A 22,244-nucleotide genomic window follows, 5' to 3' on the forward strand; every position below is an offset into this window, starting at 1 on the left:
TATGAAAAACGAACTATCAACGAGCAACGAGCAATTATTAACTATTGATGCCGTAGTTTTGGCGAATGGGGAATATCCTGCAAGTCCCCTACCTTTAAAGATATTGGCAGAAGCGCCTTACGTGGTCTGTTGCGACGGCGGAGCGGACGAATACATCCGCCGGGGCCATACTCCCGACGTAATCATCGGCGACGGTGACTCCCTCAGTGATGAAAACCGCCGGAAGTTCGGACATATCCTGCACCGCATCAGCGACCAGGAAACCAACGACCAGACCAAAGCCGTCAATTTCCTGCTGGCGCAAGGTAAACGCCGCATCGCCATCATCGGTGCCACGGGCAAGCGTGAAGACCATACCCTGGGAAATATCAGCCTGCTCATCGACTATCTCCGCGCCGGAGCCGATGTACGTACCTATACCGATTACGGCATCTTCATCCCCTGCCGGGGTACCCGCACCTTCCCAAGCCATCCCGGACAGCAAGTATCCATCATCAACTTCACTGCACACGGTCTGCATGGCAAAGAACTGGTCTATCCCCTCAGCGACTTCACCAACTGGTGGCAAGGCACACTCAACGAATGCACCGGTACGGAATTCACCATCGAGGCGGAAGGGGAATACCTGGTATTCGTCACTACTTCTTCGCTTCCGCCACTTCAACAAAGTACACGCTGATACAAATCATGGCAATGGCAGCGGCTTGCGTCCAGCTGAAACGGTCTTGCCCCAAGGTGAGGGAAACAACGGTAGTCACCACCAATATCAGATAGCTGTACATGGCTACAACCGTCGTCTTGAGATACTTCAAGCCCACCGGAACCAGAAAGTAACTGAGGTAAGTAGGGAAAACCAGCACAAAAGCCAGCACCGCCCACGGCACCCAGTGCCACTCCCCATGCAAGGCATCCGTAAGCAAGGGTGCATCCCAGCCTATAATGGACGACACTATCAATCCCATTACTGCCGCACCGCCAAAGATGTACTTCATCATCGTCACTACCCCGACCTCTTCCAGCAATTTCTTGCTCACAATCAGGTAAACGGCAAAGACCAGCGAACTTACCATGCAGAACATGTTTCCCGTAAATGCATCGTGCGCCAAGTCGTCACTGCCTTGCGTAAGGATGCACAGCAACGCACCGCCAAAACCCAGCGCTATGCCGATTACCTTCATCAGCGTAGCCTTTTCGTGCAGGAAAAAGACGGATATCAGAAAGACCCAAATGGGCTGCATGGAGTTGAAGATGGCACTGGAAACCGGAGTCGTCTTACTGATGCCCAGCAGATAGCAGAACATGAACCCGTAGAGTCCGAAAGCTCCCAGACAGAACAGCCCTATCCGCTGCCGCCTTGTGACCGGTGCCTCCTTTACAAACCAGCTTGTTATCCAAAATGCCACGGCAGCAAAGACACAACGCACCGTGACACCCGTCAATGCACCCAGCCACAAAGGGAGCAGAAATTTCAATCCATTCATATTCAACCCCGCCATGACGCGCGATGCAACCATACTGAGATTGGCTTCCAGTTTCTTATCTTTCATCAGCTTCGTATTTTTCCCCTCAAACAATTCATTACTTTGAAATGTTTTAAGGGAAAAGGAGATAACGTTATGGCAAAAGTTAAAGAAGAGCAATCGTCCCAGCAAACAAAGCAAGTCCTCGCATTCTCCACCCGGCTACGCCATGACCTTAAGAAAGCCTGCCGGCAACTGGATGAGGGAGAAGGACAAGAGGATGTCACAATCAGTAAGGAGGTGGAAGCATGGCTAAACAAATAATCTGGTCGCCACTTGCCAAAGAAGCTCTGAAGGACCTGCTGATTTCCTCGCAAGAAGGAGATGGCAACAAACGGTGTGGCGGGACTCTGTACACCTTGTTCCAAAATGCATTGTACCGTGTCACGCTGAATCCGTTTATCGGACAGCCCACCGAAGCAGAGAACATACGGTACATCATTCCGCATCCCGACTATACGCTTCTTTACCGGCACAGTCTCCGGAAGATTGAAGTGCTTGTGCTATGGAACAACCATCATAAGTTGGGCAGCATGATAAACATCATCCGGGAAGAACCCGATACAGAATAAAGCAGCCAATCTTGTCAAGAGCAGATTTATGGAAGATTAACGGAACAGACGCATGATCGTCCGTTCATATAGCCAACAAACCATGTATCCGTCCCGAACATATCATCTGTTTATCCTCGACACACCATCTGTCGGCGCTGAACATATCATCCGAAAGCTCGGAGCTTTTCATCCGAAACATCCGGACTTTTCGTCAAAACCGCCGGAATTTTCCAAGCAAATGCCTGCCATTCCGCTTGCTGAAGTGGAGGATTAAATCTGTAAAGCACCGGTTTAGGAGAGTAAACCCTAAGCTTTGGCTAATGAAGTGACGGAAGAACACAACAAAAAAGGAGAAGCGACGCCTCTCCTTTTATGCTAATTTAAAATTGAATCTGAACTAAGATTGCAGTTACAAAGATACAACATCCGAAAGGCAATGTCAAGCAATCCGGTGTTTTTCTTTACTGACGTCCCATTCTTTATACATGCATCAGATATTGCTTGAAGTCCGCAAAGTCCTTCGACATTGGCAGGCTCTTCTTCTCGCCGCGCATAAAGGCCTGAAGCTTGGCAGGTATTTCTACGGCTTCACCGATAATCTTCTCCACTGTATCCTTGAACTTCGCCGGATGGGCCGTTTCCAAGAATACGCCCGTTTCGCCGGGTTTCAGTCCTTCGGCCAGGGCCCGGAAGCCGCAGGCTCCGTGCGGGTCGAGCAGGTAATGGTCCTTCTTCCACACTTCCCGCATGGTTTCGGCAATCTGCTCGTCGGTATAAGTGGCACCGCTGATTTCGGCAGAGATGGCGGCATGGCTGCCTCCGTAAAGGTCGAGTACACGGGCAAAGTTACTCGGGTCGCCCACATCCATCGCGTTGGCAATGGTAGCGATGCTGGGACGCGGCGTATAAACACCTGTCTGCAAATATTGGAAGAAGATATCATTGCGGTTGTTGGAAGCGATAAAGCGTTCCACGGGCAGTCCCATACGCTTGCCGAAGAGGCCGGCAGTGATGTTACCGAAGTTACCGCTGGGTACACACACGACGGCATTGCCTCCCTTGCCGGCACGTTTCAGTTGAGCATAGGCATAAAAGTAATAGAATGCCTGCGGCAAGAAACGCGCCACGTTGATGGAATTGGCACTGGTCAGTTGCAGATGTTCGTTGAGCTCGCGGTCCATAAAAGCGGATTTAACCAAAGCCTGGCAATCGTCGAACGTACCATCGACCTCAATAGCCGTGATATTCTGCCCTAAGGTAGTGAACTGTTTCTCCTGGATTTCACTGACTTTTCCCTTCGGGTAGAGCACATAGACGTGTATGCCTTCCACACCGAGGAAACCATTGGCAACGGCACTGCCCGTATCACCGGAGGTAGCAACAAGCACATTGACTTGCTTCTTGCCCTCTTTCTTGATAAAGTATCCCAGCAAACGCGCCATGAAGCGACCGCCTACATCCTTAAAGGCAAGCGTCGGACCATGGAACAGCTCAAGCGAATAAATATTCTTTGTCACCCGGACCAGAGGGACATCGAAACTGAGTGTGTCATAAACAATCTGTTTCAGCGTATCGGCAGGAACATCCTCGCCAAAGAAAGCATCTGCCACGCGATAGGCTATCTCCTGAAAGCTGAGTGTATCGATGCTATCGTAAAACTCTTGTGGCAGAGTTTTGATTGTAAAGGGCATGAAAAGCCCCTTGTCTGCGGCAAGCCCCTTTACCACGGCCTCTTCAAGAGTGGCTTCGGGGGCTTGTTTGTTGGTGCTATAATATTTCATTGCGGTATTTTTTTATTCACCACAGAGTCTCACAGAATTCTCTATAAATAAAACCCCGTAAAACTCTGTGTTACTCTGTGGTGGAACTCATAAATTCATTAATAAACTCGTCTTCTTTCATCAGTCCGTAACTGCCTTCGCAGGCTGCCACTTCATCAAATGTCCGTACTTCGTCAGCCTCGATACCCGGATGCCAAATGAGGAACGGGATAGGTTCGGCCGTATGCGTACGGAGTTCGCAGGGAGTGGGATGGTCGGGCAATACGGAGATAGCAACGGGTTCCTCCCAATCCTTCACAGCCTCGTAGATAGGACCTACGGCACGGCTGTCCAGATTCTCAATCGTCATAATCTTCAAGGGGACATTTCCTTCGTGACCGGCCTCATCACTGGCCTCGATATGCAGGTAGACAAAATCATCCGTCCGCAATGCATCAAGGGCGGCAGCCACCTTATTCTCATAGTTGGTATCATAAAGCCCCGTCGCACCTTCTACGGTGATGCGCCGCAATCCGGCATAGTAGCCGATGCCGTTAATCAAATCCACGGCAGAAATCACAGCACCACGCTTCACCTGCGGGAACTTGTCTGAAAGGCGCTCCATCTGCGGACGATAACCGGGACTCCACGGCCAGATGCTATTGGCAGGGTCCTTACCCTCGGCCTTCCGCTTCATGTTGACCGGATGGTTTTCCAGCAACACTTGCGAACGGAGAATCAAATCATTAATCAAATCGGCAGTCTGCTTCGGAGTAAGCTCTGCACCGCCTTCGGGGACCGAAATATTCTCCGTACCCTCCATCGGCTTCACCATCAACGGACGGAAAGGCCTCAAAGGGACATCGTGGGGCGGCGTACAGTCAATGCGCTTGTCCCCTCCTTTTATTACCAGCAGATGGCGGTATTGCACGCCCGTATGGAAATGCACGCGGTCATCACCCAAATGCTCCTGAAGGTATTTTACCAACACATCCGCTTCCTCTGTAGTAATGTGCCCGGCAGAATGATTCTTGATATTGTCTCCCTCGATGCAGATAATGTTGCAGCGCATCGCCATCTCACCCGGCTGCAAGTCCACACCGATACTCGCCGCCTCCAATGGACCGCGGCCTTCGTACACCTTCGGCAGGTTATAGCCCAGAACGGACATATTCGCCACCTCACTGCCGGAATGAAATCCCTCGGCCACCGTCACCAGCCTTCCCACACGTCCCATGCGTGCCAGCTTGTCCATATAGGGAGTTGCAGCCGCCTGCAGCAAGGTTTTACCTCCCAGAGCCTTCACGGGCCAGTCGGCCATACCATCACCCAATATAATGATGTGTTTCATCTTTCTATATTACGATTTGGATTAAACGTTTGCAATGCTCATAATATCCGCAAATACCCCCGCAGCCGTTACACCCGCACCGGCTCCATAGCCTTGTATCATCATCGGATATTCCTTATAGCGTGCCGTGGTCAGCAGGATGATGTTATTGCTGCCTTCCAGCCCGTAGAACGGATGGTTGGCGCCGACTTCCTGCAAACCGACAGATGCTTTGCCATTTTCCAGCTTGGCTACGAAACGCCAATGCTTGTTCTCGGCTTCCAACACCTTGCGGCGGGCTTCGAAATCGGCATCGAGGCTCGGCACTTTCTTCCAGAAGTCATCCAGGGAGCCTTCAAAGAAGTCATCGGGCACAAAGAGGTTCTTCTCAACATCGCTCTGTTCCAAACAGTAACCGGCCTCGCGTGCCAGAATCACCAGTTTGCGGATAACATCCTTTCCGCTGAGGTCGATACGCGGATCGGGCTCGGAGTAACGTTCCTCCTGCGCCATCTTAATGGTCTTGCTGAAAGGAATGTCGGCACTGATTTTATTGAAGATATAGTTCAACGTACCGCTCAGCACGGCTTCAATCTTCAATATCTTATCACCGCTATGGATAAGGTCGTTAATGGTATTGATGATGGGGAGTCCGGCACCTACATTGGTTTCAAACAAGTACTTCACACCGCGTTGGCGGGCAATCTGTTTCAGTTCACGGTAGTTCTCGTATTCGGAAGAAGCAGCAATCTTGTTAGCAGCCACTACCGAAACATTGTGCAGCAGCAAGTCCTTGTAAAGGGAAGCCACGCCTGCACTTGCCGTACAGTCCACAAAGACAGAGTTAAAGATGTTCATACCGATAATCTCATTACGCAGCGTTTCCAGAGAGCTGTCCTTTCCCTTCTCCTGCAGTTCTTCACGAAAACGTCCCAAATCGAAACCTTCGCGGCTGAACATGGCCTTGTTTGCATCGGCAATGCCCACTACATTCAGCTGCAGGCCGTTCTCCTGCATCAGCTTCTGGCGCTGGCTGTGGATTTGCTCTATCAAGCTGCCGCCTACGGTTCCTATGCCGCAGATAAAAAGATTCAGTACCTGATATTCCGACAAGAAGAAAGAATCATGGATGACATTCAGCGATTTGCGCAATGATTTGCTGTCCACTACAAACGAGATGTTGGTTTCCGAAGCACCCTGCGCACAAGCAATCACATTGATACCGTTACGCCCCAACGTACCGAACAGCTTTCCGGCAATACCCGGCGTATGCTTCATGTTCTCGCCTACGATGGCCACGGTAGCCAGGTTCTTTTCTGCCTGAATAGGAGAAATTTCTCCCATCTCTATTTCTTTGGCAAACTCCTCGTTCAGCACCTCGCAAGCCAGATCAGCATCCGCATTGCGCACACCGATAGACGTTGAATTCTCCGAAGAAGCCTGGGACACAAGGAACACACTGATGCCATTCTTTGCCAGCGCCTTGAAGATACGGTAGTTCACACCGATGACACCTACCATACCAAGGCCTTGCACTGTAATTAGGCTCGTATCATTGATGGATGAAATACCCTTGATGGCCTTGCTTTGCGGGTCGGAAACCTCTCGCTTGATGACAGTTCCCACACCCTCTGGATTGAAGGTATTCTTCACCAGAATGGGGATATTCTTGTGGCAAACCGGATAGATTGTAGGCGGATAGACCACTTTCGCACCGAAGTTACAAAGCTCCGTAGCTTCCACATAGCTCAATTCATTGATAGTGTATGCCCTGGAAATCACACGCGGGTCAGCTGTCATGAATCCGTCTACATCCGTCCAGATTTCCAGACTGTCGGCATCCAGTGCAGCAGCAATGATTGCCGCCGTATAGTCAGAGCCACCTCTACCCAGGTTCGTTACCTCTCCCGTCATTTTGTCTGTGGAGATAAAACCCGGAACCAATACGCGTTTGGGCAGGCTACTGAATGTCTCGCGCACCAACGAATTTGTCAGCTCCGTATCCAGCACATGCTTGGAATGCTTCTTTTCCGTCTTGATAAACTTGCGTGAGTCAAACCACTCCGCTCCCGTCAACTGGGCAACGATGATAGATGAAAGACGTTCGCCATAGCTCACAATCGTATCGGACGTCTTCTGCGAAAGGTCCTTTATCAGATAAATGCCCTGAAAGATGTCCTTCAGCTCGTTGAGCAACTCACCAATCTGGCGTTGCAAGGCAACCTGCGCCTCGCCTGCCGGAATCACTTCCTTAATCATTTCCACATGACGATAGACAATCTCCCGGAACTCATTCTCGTAAGAAGCATCACCGGCTGCCGCCATTCTAGAGGTGTTTATCAACTTGTCCGTGATGCCACCCAATGCGGACACCACCACGATAACCGGTTCATCGACTGCTTCTACAATTCTCTTGACGCTCAAAATACTGTTCACGGAACCTACGGACGTTCCGCCGAATTTCATTACTTTCATTTCTCTTTATATTGTTGAGATGGTTGATACAATGTGTCGGAAACAAGCTGCTACGGCTTGCATTGACTTTAATTAAATGGAAAAACTGCTTGAAAATGGTGTAACACGTAGAAACACAAAATACTATCCCTAACCCCTAAGGGTCATGGTCCACATGGATGTGACTGTATGTTGATAGTACTTGTTCATAGTCTCTTGTTTCTATCATTTATGATAAGTGTTGCAAAAGTAACAATAAAAACATTCAATCTATCACTTTTTGCGACTTTTTTGCGATAAAAATACAGAAAGCCTCTAAAAAGGCAAGAAATATGCACAACTTACGGCTTACACTTTCACACTTTCCATACCTTTTTTCTGTATATCCGTTTATTCTTTTCTAACATTTTGCTATCACTCTCAATATATATCATTATATTTGCATGGAAAACATGAAAGAAAAGTGCGCATGAACCCAGAAAACACTTCCGTTTTGCTAATATACACCGGTGGAACTATCGGAATGATAGAGAATGCAGAAACCGGCGCCCTGGAAAGCTTCAACTTCGAGCAGTTGCAGAAACATGTTCCCGAACTTCAGAGATTTGCGTTCCGTATCGACACTTATCAATTCGACCCACCCATGGATTCCTCGGACATGGACCCCGATGCTTGGCGCAAACTGGTACGCATCATCAGCAACAACTACAACCAATATACAGGCTTCGTCATCCTGCATGGCACAGACACCATGGCCTACACAGCTTCTGCACTCAGCTTCATGCTTGAAGGGCTGAACAAGCCCGTCATCCTAACCGGCTCGCAACTGCCTATTGGCGTGCTCCGCACAGACGGCAAGGAAAACCTGCTGACCAGCATCGAAATAGCCACCGACCGCCACTCCAACGGACAGCCCATCGTACCCGAAGTCTGCATCTTCTTCGAAAACCACCTGATGCGCGGCAACCGTACCACCAAAATGAACGCGGAGAACTTCAATGCTTTCCGTTCCTTCAATTATCCGGTACTCGCTTCCGCCGGTATACATATTAAATATAATAATGTGCAAATTCATACGCACGGCACTCCCCACGAACTGGAGCCTCATTATCTGCTTGATACCAACATCGCCATACTGAAGCTTTTTCCAGGTATTCAGGAAAATGTCGTGGCAGCCATACTTGCCACTAAAGGACTGAAGGCCGTAGTCCTCGAAACCTACGGTTCCGGCAACGCTCCCCGAAAGGAATGGTTTCTACGCCGCCTGCATGATGCCTGCGAACAAGGCATCATCATTGTCAACGTCACCCAATGCAGTGCCGGCACTGTTGAAATGGAGCGCTATGAAACCGGTTACCAACTGATGCAGGCAGGAGTTGTCTGCGGATATGACAGCACAACGGAATCTGCCGTAACCAAGCTGATGTTCCTTCTGGGGCACGATTATCCACCTGCCGAAATACGCGAACTGATGGGACGACCGCTGGCAGGGGAAATTACCGTGTGAAGCACAACTATCACTGCACCGGGGTCAATTCTCCCGTCACAGAATCTATTATGAAACCGCTGACATTGATATCATTCGGTATCAGCGGATGATTGATAATAGCTTCCACCGTACCTTTTACCGATTTCTCCGTATCTTCGAATCCATACAGCCAAGACTCGAAATCCACTCCGCAGAAACGAATCATATCAATCGTCTCCTGCTTGATGCCCCGGGCCTTCATATGCTCTATCATCTGGGCGCTGCTCATGTGGCACGCACCGCAATCGGAGTGGGCAATAACCATCACTTCCGTCACGCCCAACTCGTAAATGGCCACCATCAGGCTACGAATGACACTACCGAACGGATGTGAAATGATTCCACCCGCATTCTTTATCATCTTCACATCGCCGTTCTTGATGCCCAAGGCTGCCGGCAGTAAAGCGGTCAAACGGGTATCCATACAAGAGAGGATGGCAATCTTCTTATCCGGGTATTTATTCGTGATGTATTTCTCATACCCCTTCTCGGCTACAAAACGCTTGTTGTATGCAAGAATATCTTCTATCATGGCTTTTATAACATGTTATTGTTTTCTACTCACAAAAATAAAAAAACTCTATGGGAGTCTGCAAGCCCTGCATCGAAAAATTGTACCTTTGGGCAATCATTTTAGAAGAGAATGCACAACTATGGCTAAAGAGAAGACGGTTTATGTATGCAGCAACTGCGGACAAGACTCTCCCAAATGGGTAGGCAAGTGTCCGTCGTGCGGAATGTGGAACACGTATGTGGAAGAGGTGGTACGGAAAGAAGTGGTGAACAAGCGTCCCGTATCGGGCATAGAGACCGCCAAAGCCAAACCCATAACCCTCCATGAAATTGTAGCCGATGACGAACCGCGCATCGACCTCCATGATGCCGAACTGAACCGGGTACTAGGTGGTGGTCTTGTACAAGGATCTCTTGTTTTGATTGGCGGCGAACCGGGCATCGGGAAATCCACCCTGGTGCTACAAACCGTACTCCGCATACCGGAAAAACGCATCCTCTACGTCTCCGGCGAAGAAAGTACCCGCCAATTGAAACTGCGTGCCGACCGCTTGACAAGTGCTTCCAGTGATTGCCTCATCGTATGCGAAACTTCCCTGGAACAGATTTACGTCCATATCAAGAACATCCGCCCGGACATCGTCATCATCGACTCCATACAGACGATTTCTACCGAAACCCTTGAATCGTCGCCGGGAAGCATCGCCCAGGTACGGGAATGTTCCGCCTCCATCCTGCGCTTTGCCAAGGAAACGCATACGGCGGTTATCCTCATCGGGCATATCAATAAGGAAGGAAGCATAGCCGGCCCCAAGGTACTGGAACATATCGTGGATACCGTACTCCAGTTCGAGGGCGACCAGCACTACATGTACCGCATCCTGCGTAGCATCAAGAACCGCTTCGGAAGCACTGCCGAACTGGGTATTTACGAAATGCGGCAAGATGGATTACGGCAGGTGAGCAACCCATCCGAACTGCTGCTGAGCCAGGACCATGAAGGTATGAGCGGCATAGCCATCGCCTCCGCGATAGAAGGCATCAGACCGTTCCTCATCGAGACGCAGGCATTGGTCAGCAGTGCCGTATATGGTAACCCACAACGCTCTGCCACAGGGTTCGACATCCGCCGCATGAATATGCTGCTGGCCGTATTGGAAAAACGTGTAGGCTTCAAACTGGCACAGAAAGATGTATTTCTCAATATTGCCGGTGGATTGAAAGTGAACGACCCGGCAATAGACCTTGCCGTCATCAGCGCCATCCTCTCCAGCAACATGGACACGGCCATAGAGCCAGAGGTGTGCATGGCGGGAGAAATAGGTCTGTCGGGAGAGATACGCCCGGTAAACCGCATTGAGCAGCGCATCGGAGAAGCAGAGAAACTTGGCTTCAAGCGTTTTATACTTCCCAAGTATAATATGCAGGGACTCAATACCCAAAAGATAAAAATAGAATTAATACCGGTACGGAAGGTAGAAGAGGCATTCCGTGCCTTATTCGGATAATCGTTATGATACAAGAATACCAACTACGCGTATTGCCCGAAGTAGCGGCAAACGAGCAACGCCTGAAAGAGTACTTAATACACGAAAAAGGACTGAATGCACGGGAGATAACCGCAGCGCGTATCTTGAAGCGTAGCATCGATGCCCGCCAGCGGACCATCTACGTCAACCTCAACGTGCGTGCCTACTTGAACGAAATGCCAAAAGAGGATGAATACCAACATACCTTATATAATAATGTAGAAGGAAAGCCCCAAGTGATAGTGGTAGGTGCCGGCCCCGGAGGACTTTTTGCCGCCCTGCGACTGATAGAGCTGGGGCTGCGCCCCGTCATTGTGGAACGTGGAAAGGACGTACGGGAACGCAAGAAAGACCTGGCGCAAATCAGCCGCCAGCAACTCGTTAACCCGGAGTCCAATTACAGCTTTGGAGAGGGAGGTGCCGGAGCCTACTCGGATGGCAAGCTGTACACACGCAGCAAAAAGCGCGGCAATGTAGACAAGATTCTGAATGTCTTCTGCCAACATGGAGCCTCCACTTCCATACTGGTAGATGCACATCCGCACATAGGTACGGACAAACTGCCACGTGTTATTGAAAACATGCGGAACACTATCATCCAGTGCGGTGGCGAAGTCCACTTTGAAACACGCATGGACGCCCTGCTCATAGAGAAGGATGAAGTCAAAGGCATTGAAACAAATACCGGCAAGACTTTCCTTGGCCCGGTGATACTTGCCACCGGTCACTCTGCCCGGGACGTATACCGCTGGCTTGCCGCCAACAATGTAGAGATTGAAGCTAAAGGCATTGCCGTAGGCGTACGACTAGAACACCCTGCCACCTTGATAGACCAAATACAATATCACAACCGGAACGGACGGGGAAAATATCTGCCTGCCGCCGAATATAGTTTTGTAAACCAAGTGGACGGACGAGGAGTATATAGCTTTTGCATGTGTCCCGGCGGCTTCGTTGTGCCCGCCGCCAGCGGTCCCGAGCAGATTGTAGTCAACGGGATGAGTCCCAGCAACCGCGGTTCCCGTTGGAGCAATTCGGGAATGGTGGTAGAGCTACGCCCGGAAGACATAGAGCAATTTACTATTGACAATCTACAATTTACAATTTCTATGCAGCACAACAGCGCGGCTAATTGTCAATTGCCAACCGTCAATTCCCAATTAAGCATGATGTATTTTCAAGAGTATCTGGAGCGCCTCTGCTGGCAACAAGGCAATATGAAGCAGACAGCACCGGCACAGAGAATGGCAGACTTCACTAAGAAAAAACTGAGTTACGACCTGCCGGAAACTTCGTATGCACCGGGACTGGTTTCCTCACCTCTCCACTTCTGGATGCCCTCTTTCATTGCAGAACGCCTGAGCAAAGGTTTCCAGCTATTCGGGAAATACAGCCGTGGTTTCTTGACGAACGAGGCGACAATGATTGGAGTGGAAACCCGTACTTCGGCGCCGGTACGCATAACAAGAGACAAGGAGACACTGCAACATGTACGCGTAAAAGGATTGTTCCCTTGCGGAGAAGGCGCCGGATATGCCGGAGGCATTGTTTCTGCCGGAATTGACGGCGAACGATGTGCGGAAGCGGCAAAGGCATTCTTTGATTAAGCTATAATATTTACATCCAAATTTTGATTTTTCACTTTTTCTCGTTTAATTTGTAAACTATTATCACATATATGTTGTTATATTGTATTTATTATGAGGTTCATCATAAACATTGTATGCTTTCTATTCCTTTTGCCTCTCATAGCTACGGCGCAAACATATAAATACATAGGGGTGGAAAACGGATTGAGCAACCGCAGAATCTTCGACATTCAAAAGGATTCGGTAGGTTACATGTGGTTCCTCACCAACGAAGGCATAGACCGGTACAATGGAAAAGACATCAAGCATTATAAATTAATAGAAGAAAACAAAGAGTCAAGTTTCCCCATCCATCTCGGTTGGCTATATTTTGAAGAGAAAGGGAAATTATGGGTCATAGGTAAAGCCGGTCGCATTTTTCAATACAACCAAGAACACGATGTGTTCAACAGAGTATATAAACTGCCCAAGACACCGGTCAATATCAGCTACGGCTATATGGACTGCAATCACAGGATTTGGCTGTGCAGCAGATACAGCATCGCTCTCTACGACACACAAACCGGAGAGGTCCATCAAATGTCCAATGAACTGAAAAGCAGCATTACAAGTATCGAACAAGTGGACAATAACCACTTCTTCATGGGTACCGACAAGGGATTGCGATATGTCAAACTCGAAAATGAGACATTGCAGATTGTCCCTCTTGAACCTCTTGACAAAATCCAGGCCCAAATCAGTTCACTCTATTTCCACCAAGAATCACAAAGACTTTTCATCGGTACTTTTGAAAAAGGCGTCTTTGCCTACGACATACGGCAACAACGGATTATACACTCCAATACGGATTTGAGCGATGTAAACATTGCCCGAATCAAGCCTCTGAACCAGACAGAGCTATTGATAGCGACAGAAGGTATGGGTATACACAAAATCAACATGAACTCGTGTATCTCGGAACCGTACATCGTCTCCAGCTACAAAAGCCACAATGAGATGAACAGCAATAACATCAATGACATTTATATTGATGAAGAAAAGCGGATATGGATAGCCAACTACCCGGAAGGAATTACCATTATAGACAACCGGTACAAAAGCTACAACTGGATAAAGCATTCTATCGGAAACAGACAATCGCTGGTCAACGACCAGGTACACTCTGTCATTGAAGACAGTGACGGAGACCTATGGTTCGGAACAAGTAACGGAATCAGCCTTTATCAATCGAAAACCGGGCAGTGGCATTCATTCCTGAGCTCCTTCGACCATCAACTGAAAAACAAGAATCACATCTTCATTACGCTATGCGAGGTATCACCCGGCATTATTTGGGCAGGAGGATATACTTCGGGAGTATACAAAATAAATAAAAGGACACTCTCGGTAGAATATTTCTCCCCTTACCTGCTCAATCCGGACAACATTCGTCCTGACAAGTATATCCGCGACATCGTAAAAGACTCCAAAGGATATATCTGGTCCGGAGGGTTCTATAATCTGAAGTGCTTCGATTTGTCCCTGAATTCCGTCCGTCTGTATCCCGGAATAAATTCCGTCACCGCCATTACAGAAAAGGATGACGGACACATGTGGATTGGGACAAGTGCCGGACTGTATCTGCTGGACAAAGAGTCGGGTAGATTCCAATATGTCGCCTTGCAGGAAGAGATGACCTACATCAACACACTTTACCAAGCGGAAGACCTCTCTCTATATATAGGAACAAACGGCTCCGGAGTGGTTGTCTACAACGCAAAGGACAATACGTTCAAGCATTATCACAAGGACAATTGTGCCTTGATTTCAAACAACATCTACACCATACTCCCCGAGTCGGACGGGCATATCCTGATGAGTACCGAAAACGGAATCAGCTGTTTCCACCCTACGGAGAAGACATTCCACAACTGGACTAAAGAGCAAGGGCTGATGTCCTCCTGCTTCAGTGCCTCTTCCGGAACGCTACGCAAGAACAAGGGTTTTGTCTTTGGCAGCACAGACGGAGCCATCGAGTTTCCCGAAGGAACCCGTTTGCCCAAGTACATCTACTCTCCTATGATACTCAGCGATTTTCAGATACTCTATCAGACAGTCTTTTCCGGCAGTCCGAATTCCCCCTTGAAGGAAAACATCAACCAGACAGACCGGTTAAAGCTGAAATATAACCAGAACACTTTTTCCCTCAGTATTTCATCCATCAATTATGACGCGCCGGACAATGTCACTTTCTACTGGAAGCTGGAAGGCTTTTACGATGACTGGAACCGCCTGGGTGAAGAAGGGCATCTCCGCTTCACCAACCTTGCCTCGGGCGATTACAAACTTTACATACGGGCGGTATCCAAGGAAGAGCCTTATCTTTATTTTGAAGAGCGAAGCATCGACATCAGCATTGCGCGCCCCGTCTGGTTCAGTTTTTGGGCCATAGCCTGCTATGTCCTGCTGACAGTACTGATGTCCGTTGTCGGTTTCCGTGTCATGGCACTGAGAAAACAGAAAAAGATATCCGATGAGAAAACCCGTTTCTTTGTCAATACCGCGCATGATATCCGCACGCCATTGACACTGATAAAGGCACCTCTGGAAGAAATGCTTGAAAACAAGACACTGAACGAAGCCGAGACCAACAATATGCACATGGCACTGAGAAATGTCAACTCCCTCCTGCGCATGACTACCAATCTGATAAACTTTGAACGGGCAGAAGTATATTCCCCTCATCTGTACATAGCAGAATATGAATTGAATACTTACATCAAGGAGATATACAACAATTTCCAGACCTATGCCACCATAAAACATATCACTTTCAGATACGAAAGCAATTTCAGCTACATGAATGTATGGTTCGACAAAGAGAAGATGGACTCTATCCTGGAAAATGTCATATCCAATGCTCTGAAGTATACTCCCCAAAATGGCGATATACTCATTTCTGTTTATGACATGAAAAGTTCCTGGAGACTGGAAGTCAAAGATAATGGAATAGGAATTCCCGCCAAAGAACAAAGAAAACTGTTCAAGATGCACTTCCGTGGAACAAATGCCATCAACTCCAAAATAACGGGAAGCGGTATCGGTCTGATGCTGGTGCGGAAGCTGGTAAGCCTGCACAATGGAAAAATATACATTGAGAGCACCGAATGCCAAGGCAGTACTGTCAGAATCATCCTTCCCAAAGAGAAAGAACAGTTCAAGAACTTCACTCTGTCCGTTAAGGATAAGAAGACCTTCTATGAACCGGATGTCCCCACCGTTCCTTTGAAACTTGCCGGAGAACTCCGGACTGAAGACAATGACAAACTGCATCGCATCTTGATTGTAGAAGACAATGACGAGCTGCGCAACTATCTCTTCCAGTCGTTCTCCCCGATTTACAATGTACAAGTATGCAACAACGGCAAGGAAGCGCTGACCATTGTAAAACAATTCTGGCCGGAACTGATTCTTTCCGACATCATGATGCCGGAAATGCGAGGCGACGAATTATGCATCGCCATCAAGAACGATATTGAAACATCCCACATCCCGGTAGTACTGCTGACGGCACTGGGAGATGAAAAGAACATTCTCGAAGGACTCCATATCGGTGCGGACGAATATATTGTAAAACCTTTCAGCATAAACATACTGAAAGCCAGCATTGCCAATCTGCTTGCCAACCGCGCATTGCTGCGCAAGAGATATGCGGATTTGGAAATCAATACAGAAGAAGAGCCCTCCACAACTACCACTTGCTCCAACAGTCTCGACTGGAAATTCATGTCGAATGTAAAGAGACATATCGAGGAGAACATGGATAATCCCGATTTCACAGTAGACGTATTGTGCTCGCTCCTGAATATGAGCCGTACCAGTTTCTACAGTAAACTGAAAGCGCTGACCGGCCAGGCACCGGCAGATTTCGTACGGAATATCCGTTTGAAACATGCTGCCGAGCTATTGAAAGAAGGGAAATATTCCGTGACTGAAGTAGCAGAAAGAACCGGTTTCTGCGATGGGAAATACTTCCGGGAAGTCTTTAAGAAATATTTCAATGTCAGCCCCAGCCAATATGCGAAAGGAGACACTCCCCGTTCCCCAAAAGGAGAGGGAGAATAGTTCTGCATAGGAGAATTTTTCATTTTGCAGCCCCGCACAGACAAACCCTAAAAAATAATCCGTATTTTTGCAGAAACAAAAAAACGAGAATGACTCCTGAAATAGCAATCGTCGACTCCAACACCCTCTCCTGTCTGGGACTGCAGAACTTGCTGGAGGAAATCATCCCGACAGCCATCATCCGCTCTTTCCGTTCCTTTGGCGAACTGATGGATGATACGCCTGACATGTATGTGCATTATTTCATCTCTTCACAGATTTACTTCGAGCATACCGCTTTCTTTCTGGAGCGCAAGCCCAAAACCATTGTGCTGGTCAATGGTGAAACCGTCCCCCAACTGTCGGGCATGCCGACGCTAAACATCTATCAGGACGAACAAAATCTGGCAAAAAACATTCTGCAGCTGCGCCAATACGGAAACCAATACAGACAAAACCACGGAAAGCCGGCACCCGCCAGACACTCGGATATGGCAATAAATACAGCCGCCGGGCACGACCTTTCCGCCCGCGAAATAGAAGTGCTGGTGCTGATTACCAAAGGTCTCATCAACAAGGAGATTGCCGACAAACTGAACATCAGCCTGACCACCGTCATCTCACACCGCAAGAATATCACCGAGAAGCTGGGTATCAAGTCCGTGTCCGGGCTGACTATCTATGCCGTGATGCACGGATATGTGGAAGCGGACAGAATATAATCCTACAACCGGATACATCAGAAGCGAAGTCTTTTCAGAAAAACTTCGCCCCAATTAGTGTGCTAATGTGCCAACATCTAATCGTTCCTCCGTGGGGTAAAAATCGTTCCACCATGGTGGAACGATTTTTACCCCACGGAGGAACGATATTTTCCGCATGATGGAACGATTTAAGATTAGCACTCCAGGAACGAAATCCTAATAAATGAGGATTGTCCCTTCCGCAAGAATCCCTTTACTTTGCAGGCGCTAAAAAACCAGTTTATGAATAGATATAGAATTTTGACCGGTATCTTCTGCCTCCTGGCAACCGGCAACGTACTTGCCGAAGAGGCAGACACCTTGAAAGTGGTGGATGTAGAGGAAATAACCGTCATCGCCGCCCCCAAAGAAAACCGGAAACTGCGCGAGCAGCCCGCCGCCGTCACCCTGCTTTCGCAGCAGGACATGCAGAACGCACAGGTGAACTCCATCAAGAATCTGACATCCGTAGTGCCCAATATGTTTATCCCCGACTACGGCTCGCGACTGACTTCGGCAGTCTATATCCGCGGCATCGGCTCGCGCATCAACACTCCCTCCGTAGGACTTTATGTAGACAATATACCTTATATAGACAAGTCAGCCTTCGACTTCAGCTATGCCGACGTAGAGCGCATCGACGTGCTACGCGGTCCGCAGGGCACGCTCTACGGGCGCAATGCCATGGGCGGATTGATTAAGGTGCACACCAAATCGCCCTTCTCCTACCAGGGGACGGACTTCCGCATGGGGGCAGGTACGTACAATGCCTATAATACCTCGCTGACCCACTATCACCGCCTTTCGGAACGGTTCGCCTTTTCCACCGGAGGTTTTTACGATTATCAAGGAGGATTCTTCCGCAACACGGTGAGGGACGAGAAAGCGGACAAGGGGCAATCGGCAGGCGGACGCATCCGCGCCATCTACCTCCCCTCGGACAACTGGAAGGTGGACCTAAACATCAACTACGAATACAGCGACCAGGGTGGCTACCCATACTTCTATCAAGGCAGCCTGGCTCCCGAAGCACAGAGCGAGCCGCTGAAGCCCTACATCGGAAAAATCTCCAATAACGCCCGTAGCAACTACTACCGCAACCTGCTGAACACGGGTCTGAACCTGGAATACCAGGCACAGCACTTCACGTTGAGCATGGTCACCGGCTACCAGTTTCTAAAGGACTGCATGGACATAGACCAGGACTTCACCGCCAACGACATCTATACCCTGCAACAGAAACAACGCTCCCACGCACTGAGCGAGGAAATCATCTTGAAGAGTAAAAGCGGCAGCCGCTGGCAATGGACCACCGGCGCCTTCGGCTTCTACCAATGGCTGAATACGGAAGCTCCCGTCACTTTCAGGGAAGCCGGAATGGGGATGCTGAACCAGATGTTGGGCAGTGTCATCCCATCGCAAATACAAGTAGAGATGGGACCATCCATGAGCATGAATATCCTGCCCTCACTGGGCATCAGCAGCCAGACCATGCCCATCGGGGGCAGTTTCGACACTCCGCTGCTGAATGGGGCACTCTTTCATCAATCCACCTTCAGAGATTTATTCGGGCTGAAAGGAGTGTCGTTCACTGCCGGGTTACGCCTGGATTATGAGCGTATGAAGATGGATTACAACTCCGGCACCAGCCTGGACTACAAGGTGGGCATCAAGGGAGAAATGAAGCGGGGCGACGTCGTCATCCGCGAAATGGAGATGATGCCGGAGACGGCACTGACCGTAGAGTCGCGCTACCAAGGAAACATTGATAAGGATTATCTTCAGCTGTTGCCCAAGTTTGCTTTGCAGTATGACTTTGCGCGAAACAGAGGAAATGTTTACGCTACGGTCAGCAAAGGTTACCGTTCGGGAGGCTACAACGTGCAGATGTTCTCCGACTTGCTGCAATCCAGTTTGAAGAATGACATGATGCGGCAAAGCAAAGAGGCGATTATGCCCAACGTGCCGGATGCCTACAAAGAGCTGGTGGGCAAATACTTCCCCGATGCGGGAGAGAATCCGGATGCAAAATCCGCCACCGTCTACAAGCCCGAACAGACCTGGAACTACGAAATAGGAACACACTTGAATCTGCTGGACGGACGTCTGCATGCCGACGCCGCCATCTTCTGGCTGGAAACCCGCGACCAGCAGATTTCACGCTTCGCCCCAAGCGGACTGGGACGCGAAACGGCAAATGCCGGCAAAAGCCGCAGCCAGGGGGCAGAGGTTGCCTTAACGGCTGCCGTTGCTACGGACTTCACGCTGAATGCAAGTTATGGTTATACCTATGCCACCTTTAAGGATTACATCACCAACGAGAAAGTGAATGGGGAGCTTCAGGAAATCAGCTACAACGGCAAGTACGTACCCTTTGTTCCCAAGCATACCATGAACGTGGGCGGTCAGTACATCTTCCGCATCCGTCCGGGGCACTGGCTGGACCGCATCCAGCTGAACGCTAACTACACCGGTGCCGGGCGCATCTACTGGACCGAGAAGAATACCGTGAGCCAAGCCTTCTACGGCACGCTGAACGGACGTATCAGCTTCCAGAAAGGACATGGACAGATTGATTTCTGGGTGCGCAATGCACTGGACAAAGAGTATGCTTCGTTCTATTTTGAGAGTATGGGGAACGGATTTATGCAGAAAGGACGGCCTGTGCAGGCGGGAATAGAGTTGAGGTGCAGGTTCTGATTGGAGAGCTTTGTCCCTCCGAAAGTAAAGGAAAATAGAAACGGTCGTTCGGGTACTTACACATTGCATACCCGAACGACCGTTTCTATGTTTCTATCTGACAGAGGAGAAGTTATCCTCTATGTACCCAGTTTTCAATTTCAATATTAGGTATTCTTTCCAGATGTTTCTTGTTTTCAGTAACCATTATCATTTGGTTAGCCACCGCTGTACATCCTATAAATAAGTCCAAATCCTCAATGGGAGTTTCTTGACTATATAAGGCAGCCTTACTCCGGGCATAACAACATAAAGCCGAGGACAAAGGTATTACCTTGATATCTTGGCAGAAATCAGTAACAAGCTGCAAGTTTCTCTCCACATTATTACTTCGCTCTGCACCGAACAACAACTCTGCTACCGTAACCTCCGAAATGCAACAATGTTCCCAGCCCACCTTTTCAATATGTTCGTCTACTCCAAATTTCTGACGCATGAAGTGAACACAAATATTAGATCAAGCAAATATCGTTTCATTCGTCAAAGGGGCTAAAGTTTTCTTCTTTTCGAGAAAGGCGTGATGCATATATATCATCATTGATTTCATCAGAATCACGATTGTCCTTCCAACTACCGGCATACTTTGCAAGCATACGCTTAGTCAGCAATTTGCTATCTGCCGCTGTCGGAATGGAATGACTATTCTTATTCAAAACCTCCTTCATATATTTTCTGAGGCTCTCCAATGCAGTACTGCTATTGATATTGACTATCTCACGAATCAACTCCAATTTTCCGGCTTCCAACTCCAAACTACTCATAATCAATTCCTCCTTTTAAAAGTTCAACTACAAAGTTACATTTTCCTACTGAATATGGAAAAGTTACAAAGCTTTTTTATTCATTGATAGCTCCGCAATGTGGGCAGACTCCCTTCTCCCTCAGTTTCTGCCCGCATCTGCCGCAACGATAGCGTGAAGCCAGCAGCGAAATGCGAAGCCTTTTGAGGAATACCCATACAAAAGCGGTCAAAAACAAGTATCCGACGTAGATAGATGTAGTCAGGATAAAGAAGAAATAACAGAAGATGCAGCAGGAGGCCAGCCCCAACAGATAGAATACGGCCGCCGCCGGACTTAACTGGCGAAACAAATCGTCGAGTACCGCCAGCAACACCACTATAAACAGCCAGATACCCATCAGAAAAGCAGAAAGCACAAGCGGTACCTTGAACGGCGACAAGGTAGGATTAAAATAGAAGTGTTGCCACGTCTCCGGTGCAAACACTTGTATAGATTCGTAAATAGTGGCACAGAACGCCATCAGCAGACATAGCAACAACGGATAGAGACTGTCTATATCATTAAAGTACACCATCCTCAACTGCTTGCGTCGAAAAGCCCGGAACAGCCAGACTGCCACAAACAAGGCAAAAATAATGATAAAATAAGAGGCATGGGTATCACTGAACAAGTAGATGGCCTGCGAAATGCTGTCTGTAGGAACAAAGGCATGCATCATTTCGGACTCCCGCAACCAACCCTGCACTTCCTGCGAATGGGCAAGCTTCACCCATACACTATCCACACTGTCGGCAGGATGGATGGCGAACTCGGCAACCACCACGCGGTCTCCCCGATAAAGCATATTATAGCAGTCCTTCACGGGCAGACAAGCCAAATTCACAGAATCTGCCAGCACTTCCAGATTGGTATTCCAAGTATAATGCCGCTCAAAAAGATAGGCCAGCGAATCACGCGTCTCCTTAGACAGATGTTCATCTTCAAGATTAGGACGGGAATAATGGCAGGAAACTAAAGCAATGAAGCATGAAAAATAAAGAATGCAGAATAGGAGGGAACGCAGTGAACGCAAAGGATGTTTGTCCCTGCCCGCTTCCCGGTACCGGTCATTTGCCAGCCTTTCATTATGTGCCCGTTCCTCACTCCTCATTTTCAAGTC

Annotated in this window: 18 protein-coding genes; 10 read left to right on the top strand and 8 right to left on the bottom strand. The window is 48.7% G+C overall.

Annotated elements, in window-relative coordinates; all coding sequences use genetic code 11:
* Position 1: 1 nt before the first annotated feature.
* A complete protein-coding gene (locus tag DW096_RS13355) occupies positions 2–679 on the top strand; it encodes a thiamine diphosphokinase (RefSeq protein ID WP_117866607.1) in 678 nt (225 codons plus the stop codon).
* Here DW096_RS13355 and DW096_RS13360 read toward each other — a convergent pair.
* Complete coding sequence (locus DW096_RS13360; protein WP_117866608.1) at positions 639–1,547, bottom strand: DMT family transporter; 909 nt, start codon at positions 1,545–1,547, stop codon at positions 639–641. The two genes, DW096_RS13355 and DW096_RS13360, sit on opposite strands and share 41 nt — an antisense overlap.
* Before the next feature lie 69 nt (positions 1,548–1,616).
* Between DW096_RS13360 and DW096_RS13365 the strand changes: the two genes are divergently transcribed.
* From DW096_RS13365 to DW096_RS19445, 3 genes are all read left to right on the top strand, one after another.
* Positions 1,617–1,784, top strand: coding sequence for a hypothetical protein (locus DW096_RS13365; RefSeq protein ID WP_165860120.1), 168 nt, complete (start codon positions 1,617–1,619; stop codon positions 1,782–1,784).
* Positions 1,769–2,092: a type II toxin-antitoxin system RelE/ParE family toxin gene (locus DW096_RS13370; RefSeq protein WP_022402259.1), complete on the top strand. Its 324-nt coding sequence runs from the start codon at positions 1,769–1,771 to the stop codon at positions 2,090–2,092. The genes DW096_RS13365 and DW096_RS13370 overlap by 16 nt, the downstream gene beginning before the upstream one ends.
* 82 nt (positions 2,093–2,174) lie before the next feature.
* Positions 2,175–2,348 (top strand): hypothetical protein, encoded by a 174-nt coding sequence (locus DW096_RS19445; protein ID WP_165853739.1) that lies wholly within the window; start codon positions 2,175–2,177, stop codon positions 2,346–2,348.
* 205 nt (positions 2,349–2,553) lie between these two features.
* Here the strand turns inward: DW096_RS19445 and thrC are convergent, their stop codons facing one another.
* From thrC to thrA, 3 genes are all read right to left on the bottom strand, one after another.
* Positions 2,554–3,855, bottom strand: coding sequence for a threonine synthase (gene thrC / locus DW096_RS13375; RefSeq protein WP_005828500.1), 1,302 nt, complete (start codon positions 3,853–3,855; stop codon positions 2,554–2,556).
* Positions 3,856–3,925: 70 nt separating this feature from the next.
* Positions 3,926–5,185 (bottom strand): cofactor-independent phosphoglycerate mutase, encoded by a 1,260-nt coding sequence (locus DW096_RS13380; RefSeq protein WP_117963723.1) that lies wholly within the window; start codon positions 5,183–5,185, stop codon positions 3,926–3,928.
* 21 nt (positions 5,186–5,206) lie between these two features.
* Positions 5,207–7,639 (bottom strand): bifunctional aspartate kinase/homoserine dehydrogenase I, encoded by a 2,433-nt coding sequence (gene thrA / locus DW096_RS13385; RefSeq protein WP_005828504.1) that lies wholly within the window; start codon positions 7,637–7,639, stop codon positions 5,207–5,209.
* Positions 7,640–8,087: 448 nt separating this feature from the next.
* Between thrA and DW096_RS13395 the strand changes: the two genes are divergently transcribed.
* A complete protein-coding gene (locus tag DW096_RS13395; RefSeq protein ID WP_005834979.1) occupies positions 8,088–9,125 on the top strand; it encodes an asparaginase in 1,038 nt (345 codons plus the stop codon).
* Positions 9,126–9,135: 10 nt separating this feature from the next.
* Here the strand turns inward: DW096_RS13395 and DW096_RS13400 are convergent, their stop codons facing one another.
* On the bottom strand, positions 9,136–9,678 hold the full coding sequence (locus DW096_RS13400) for a carbonic anhydrase (RefSeq protein ID WP_005834976.1): 543 nt from the start codon (positions 9,676–9,678) through the stop codon (positions 9,136–9,138).
* A gap of 121 nt (positions 9,679–9,799) precedes the next feature.
* Between DW096_RS13400 and radA the strand changes: the two genes are divergently transcribed.
* From radA to DW096_RS13425, 5 genes are all read left to right on the top strand, one after another.
* Positions 9,800–11,167: a DNA repair protein RadA gene (gene radA, locus DW096_RS13405; RefSeq protein WP_044467715.1), complete on the top strand. Its 1,368-nt coding sequence runs from the start codon at positions 9,800–9,802 to the stop codon at positions 11,165–11,167.
* Positions 11,168–11,172: 5 nt separating this feature from the next.
* Positions 11,173–12,795, top strand: coding sequence for an NAD(P)/FAD-dependent oxidoreductase (locus DW096_RS13410; RefSeq protein ID WP_057087054.1), 1,623 nt, complete (start codon positions 11,173–11,175; stop codon positions 12,793–12,795).
* A gap of 93 nt (positions 12,796–12,888) precedes the next feature.
* A complete protein-coding gene (locus DW096_RS13415; RefSeq protein WP_120028848.1) occupies positions 12,889–16,881 on the top strand; it encodes a two-component regulator propeller domain-containing protein in 3,993 nt (1,330 codons plus the stop codon).
* A gap of 89 nt (positions 16,882–16,970) precedes the next feature.
* Positions 16,971–17,582 (top strand): LuxR C-terminal-related transcriptional regulator, encoded by a 612-nt coding sequence (locus DW096_RS13420; RefSeq protein ID WP_005828517.1) that lies wholly within the window; start codon positions 16,971–16,973, stop codon positions 17,580–17,582.
* Between the two features lie 264 nt (positions 17,583–17,846).
* On the top strand, positions 17,847–20,303 hold the full coding sequence (locus tag DW096_RS13425) for a TonB-dependent receptor (protein ID WP_118931136.1): 2,457 nt from the start codon (positions 17,847–17,849) through the stop codon (positions 20,301–20,303).
* A 112-nt stretch (positions 20,304–20,415) separates the two neighbouring features.
* Here the strand turns inward: DW096_RS13425 and DW096_RS13430 are convergent, their stop codons facing one another.
* The 3 genes from DW096_RS13430 to DW096_RS13440 form a co-directional block, all read right to left on the bottom strand.
* Positions 20,416–20,778: a type II toxin-antitoxin system VapC family toxin gene (locus DW096_RS13430; protein WP_044468412.1), complete on the bottom strand. Its 363-nt coding sequence runs from the start codon at positions 20,776–20,778 to the stop codon at positions 20,416–20,418.
* Between the two features lie 37 nt (positions 20,779–20,815).
* Complete coding sequence (locus tag DW096_RS13435) at positions 20,816–21,103, bottom strand: hypothetical protein (protein ID WP_005828523.1); 288 nt, start codon at positions 21,101–21,103, stop codon at positions 20,816–20,818.
* A 76-nt stretch (positions 21,104–21,179) separates the two neighbouring features.
* On the bottom strand, positions 21,180–22,235 hold the full coding sequence (locus tag DW096_RS13440) for a hypothetical protein (protein ID WP_005828525.1): 1,056 nt from the start codon (positions 22,233–22,235) through the stop codon (positions 21,180–21,182).
* Between the last annotated feature and the right edge of the window lie 9 nt (positions 22,236–22,244).

It is taken from the genome of Bacteroides sp. AM07-18, from assembly GCF_003602695.1.
In the GTDB taxonomy this organism is placed as follows: Bacteria; Bacteroidota; Bacteroidia; order Bacteroidales; family Bacteroidaceae; genus Bacteroides; species Bacteroides uniformis.

What these genes read in the sequence shown, in the direction of transcription:
- DW096_RS13360 (WP_117866608.1), bottom strand. Translation starts at nt 1,547, where the DNA reads ATGAAAGATAAGAAACTGGAAGCCAATCTCAGTATGGTTGCATCGCGC.
- DW096_RS13400 (WP_005834976.1), bottom strand. Translation starts at nt 9,678, where the DNA reads ATGATAGAAGATATTCTTGCATACAACAAGCGTTTTGTAGCCGAGAAG.
- DW096_RS13435 (WP_005828523.1), bottom strand. Translation starts at nt 21,103, where the DNA reads ATGAGTAGTTTGGAGTTGGAAGCCGGAAAATTGGAGTTGATTCGTGAG.
- DW096_RS13395 (WP_005834979.1), top strand. Translation starts at nt 8,088, where the DNA reads ATGAACCCAGAAAACACTTCCGTTTTGCTAATATACACCGGTGGAACT.
- DW096_RS13425 (WP_118931136.1), top strand. Translation starts at nt 17,847, where the DNA reads ATGAATAGATATAGAATTTTGACCGGTATCTTCTGCCTCCTGGCAACC.
- DW096_RS13430 (WP_044468412.1), bottom strand. Translation starts at nt 20,778, where the DNA reads ATGCGTCAGAAATTTGGAGTAGACGAACATATTGAAAAGGTGGGCTGG.
- DW096_RS13380 (WP_117963723.1), bottom strand. Translation starts at nt 5,185, where the DNA reads ATGAAACACATCATTATATTGGGTGATGGTATGGCCGACTGGCCCGTG.
- DW096_RS13420 (WP_005828517.1), top strand. Translation starts at nt 16,971, where the DNA reads ATGACTCCTGAAATAGCAATCGTCGACTCCAACACCCTCTCCTGTCTG.
- DW096_RS13415 (WP_120028848.1), top strand. Translation starts at nt 12,889, where the DNA reads ATGAGGTTCATCATAAACATTGTATGCTTTCTATTCCTTTTGCCTCTC.
- thrA (WP_005828504.1), bottom strand. Translation starts at nt 7,639, where the DNA reads ATGAAAGTAATGAAATTCGGCGGAACGTCCGTAGGTTCCGTGAACAGT.
- DW096_RS19445 (WP_165853739.1), top strand. Translation starts at nt 2,175, where the DNA reads ATGTATCCGTCCCGAACATATCATCTGTTTATCCTCGACACACCATCT.
- DW096_RS13440 (WP_005828525.1), bottom strand. Translation starts at nt 22,235, where the DNA reads ATGAGGAGTGAGGAACGGGCACATAATGAAAGGCTGGCAAATGACCGG.
- DW096_RS13410 (WP_057087054.1), top strand. Translation starts at nt 11,173, where the DNA reads ATGATACAAGAATACCAACTACGCGTATTGCCCGAAGTAGCGGCAAAC.
- thrC (WP_005828500.1), bottom strand. Translation starts at nt 3,855, where the DNA reads ATGAAATATTATAGCACCAACAAACAAGCCCCCGAAGCCACTCTTGAA.
- DW096_RS13365 (WP_165860120.1), top strand. Translation starts at nt 1,617, where the DNA reads ATGGCAAAAGTTAAAGAAGAGCAATCGTCCCAGCAAACAAAGCAAGTC.
- DW096_RS13355 (WP_117866607.1), top strand. Translation starts at nt 2, where the DNA reads ATGAAAAACGAACTATCAACGAGCAACGAGCAATTATTAACTATTGAT.
- DW096_RS13370 (WP_022402259.1), top strand. Translation starts at nt 1,769, where the DNA reads ATGGCTAAACAAATAATCTGGTCGCCACTTGCCAAAGAAGCTCTGAAG.
- radA (WP_044467715.1), top strand. Translation starts at nt 9,800, where the DNA reads ATGGCTAAAGAGAAGACGGTTTATGTATGCAGCAACTGCGGACAAGAC.